The organism is Protofrankia sp. Cr1 (assembly GCF_963555865.1).
In the GTDB taxonomy this organism is placed as follows: domain Bacteria; phylum Actinomycetota; class Actinomycetes; order Frankiales; family Frankiaceae; genus Protofrankia.
The window spans coordinates 1-2,041 of the sequence record NZ_CAUVXO010000614.1 but is presented as its reverse complement, the minus strand read 5'-3'; the positions used below and the strand labels follow the sequence as shown (position 1 = coordinate 2,041).

The window sequence follows — 2,041 nt, the reverse complement described above, 5'->3', positions numbered from 1 at the left end:
TGGAGCGGTCTAGTCGAATTCGCCGTCGCGGGCGCCGGCGAGGAACGCGGTCCACTCGGCTGGGGTGAACAGCAGGACGGCGCCGTTGGGGTGCTTGGAGTCGCGGACGGCCTGGCCTCCGTCGGGGAGGGTGGCGACTTCGACGCAGTTCCCGCCGTTGCCGGTGCTGTGGCTGCTCTTCCGCCAGCTGAGGTGGGGAGTGCCGCCGGTGGGGGCGGGTGGGGCGGTGTTCATCTCAGGTCCTCCGCCGCGTTACTGATCATGGTGCGTGATCGTTCCGGGTCGAGCGCGGCGGCCCGCAAACGGTTCATGGCGAGTTTATACCTGCGCAGGTCGGATTCCCGTTCCAGGTAGAGGCCGCTGTGGAGCTGGTCCATGTGGACGACTTCGCCGCCGGTGGGCGTGGGGAAGGTCAGGATCGTGAACGGGTGCCCGAAGGCGGCGTAGGCGCCGAGGGTGTAAGGCAGGACCTGAACGGTGATGTTCGACCAGGTGGCACGGTCGGCCAGGTGCTCGAGCTGGGCTCGCATGATGTCGGCGCCGCCGATGTGGCGGCGTAGGACGGACTCGTCGAGGACGGCCCACAAGGCGAGGGGGTCCTGGCTGTCGAGGCGTTTCTGGCGTTCCATCCGGACGGTGACTCGCCGGTCGATCTCGTCGTCGTCGAGGCTGGTGTTGGCCGCGCGCAGCACGGCGCGGGCGTACCCGGGGGTCTGTAGCAGCCCGGGGACTGCCTGAGTCTCGAACTCGTCCACGCTCACCGCGCCGCTTTCGGCGGCCATGAACCGCTCGAACCAGCGGGGTACGGCGTCGGTGTAGTTGTGCCACCAGTCCTGCTGGCGGGAGTCCCGGACGATGCCGAGCAGTTCGGCGCGCAGGTCCTGGCTGGTCACGTCGTAGTGGTCAAGCAGTTTGGTGACGTCCCGAGCCCGCTGCACGCCGACTCCGGTTTCCATCCTGCTGATCTTCGATCCTGAGCAGCCCAGGTGCGCGGCGGCCTCGTCGATGGTGACATCGGCTGCCTCGCGCAGGCGGCGCAGCTCGGCGCCGACCTGGCGGCGGCGCATCGTCGGGCTCGTGTCGCTGGCCACGATCGGTCCCTCCTCGGATGACGTCGCGACGAGTTTGGCACGCTCATGGGCACCGTCCTGCGGGGACATCGTGTAGCAGCAAATTTCTACGAGAAGAGTACCGCTGTGCATTGCACGGCAGTACCGTTCTGGTGCATTCTGTGTCCGTCGCCGATCGAGCCACCTCCGTCACCACCAGGCCCGATGGACGACCCGTTAGCAGGCTGCCGTTGGACTCCCGCCGCTCAAGTGCGGCGTCTCGATGAGCAACGTGGGGTGGATCGTGGCCGAGATGAAGCTGATCTACGGCGAGACGACGTCGGCGTGGTCCGAGATTGGCGTAAGACGCAGATTTCCATGGCCGTCGGGAGCGGGAGAGCCGGCCGCACTGTCTGCGGATCGCAGGACGTTCGGGCGACCCGCAGCTGGCCTTGCTGGGCTGCCCATCGCCACCAGCGCCTTGGTGGCGGGTCCGATGGATCGGTCGCGGCCGGTCGCGGTGCTGCGCTTCTTCCCCGAGGACACCGGCCCGGAGGAGCTGGTGGCGGTGTTGCGGGACGCGCTGCCGGCGGGCAGCTACCTGGTCATCAGCCACGCCACCGGTGACGGCCAGACCCAGGATGTTGCGAATGCGGCAGAGCTGTACCGGCGGACGACCGGTCCGTTCTGCCTGCCCACCCGTGCGGAGCTGCCGCGATCCTTCGACGGCTGTGACCTGGTCGATCCCGGGCCGGTCTATGCAGGCATGGGACGCCTGCGGTGACCCGGCAGCCGCGTTCGGCCCGCTGGCCGGACGGTGAGGTGCGGCGGCTGTTGGATCACGCCGCGGAGCGGGTCGCCGCCGCGGAGCGGGTCGCCGCCGCGGCCGCCGCGGTGTGGCCGGGGGTGGAGGCGACGTTCGGGCCGACGGTCACCGGTGGCAGCAGTCTGCTGTGCCAGGTCCAGGTCGGCGGCGAGACGCTGTGCGCGAC

The 2,041-nt window shown here is 69.3% G+C and carries 3 protein-coding genes and 1 pseudogene; 2 read left to right on the top strand and 2 right to left on the bottom strand.

Annotation, left to right across the window (positions count from 1 at the left end; translation table 11 throughout):
- Nucleotides 1-9 precede the first annotated feature (9 nt).
- A complete protein-coding gene (locus U9980_RS26745) occupies nt 10-234 on the bottom strand; it encodes a DUF397 domain-containing protein (RefSeq protein ID WP_322770464.1) in 225 nt (74 codons plus the stop codon).
- Nucleotides 231-1,091 (bottom strand): helix-turn-helix transcriptional regulator, encoded by an 861-nt coding sequence (locus tag U9980_RS26740; protein WP_322770463.1) that lies wholly within the window; start codon nt 1,089-1,091, stop codon nt 231-233. The genes U9980_RS26745 and U9980_RS26740 overlap by 4 nt, the downstream gene beginning before the upstream one ends.
- 241 nt (nt 1,092-1,332) lie before the next feature.
- Between U9980_RS26740 and U9980_RS26735 the strand changes: the two genes are divergently transcribed.
- Together U9980_RS26735 and U9980_RS26730 are read left to right on the top strand one after the other, a co-directional pair.
- On the top strand, nt 1,333-1,833 hold the full coding sequence (locus tag U9980_RS26735) for an SAM-dependent methyltransferase (protein ID WP_322770462.1): 501 nt from the start codon (nt 1,333-1,335) through the stop codon (nt 1,831-1,833).
- Nucleotides 1,830-2,041 (top strand): annotated as a pseudogene (locus U9980_RS26730) (hypothetical protein); the annotation flags it as partial. The gene U9980_RS26735 and the pseudogene U9980_RS26730, both read left to right, overlap by 4 nt.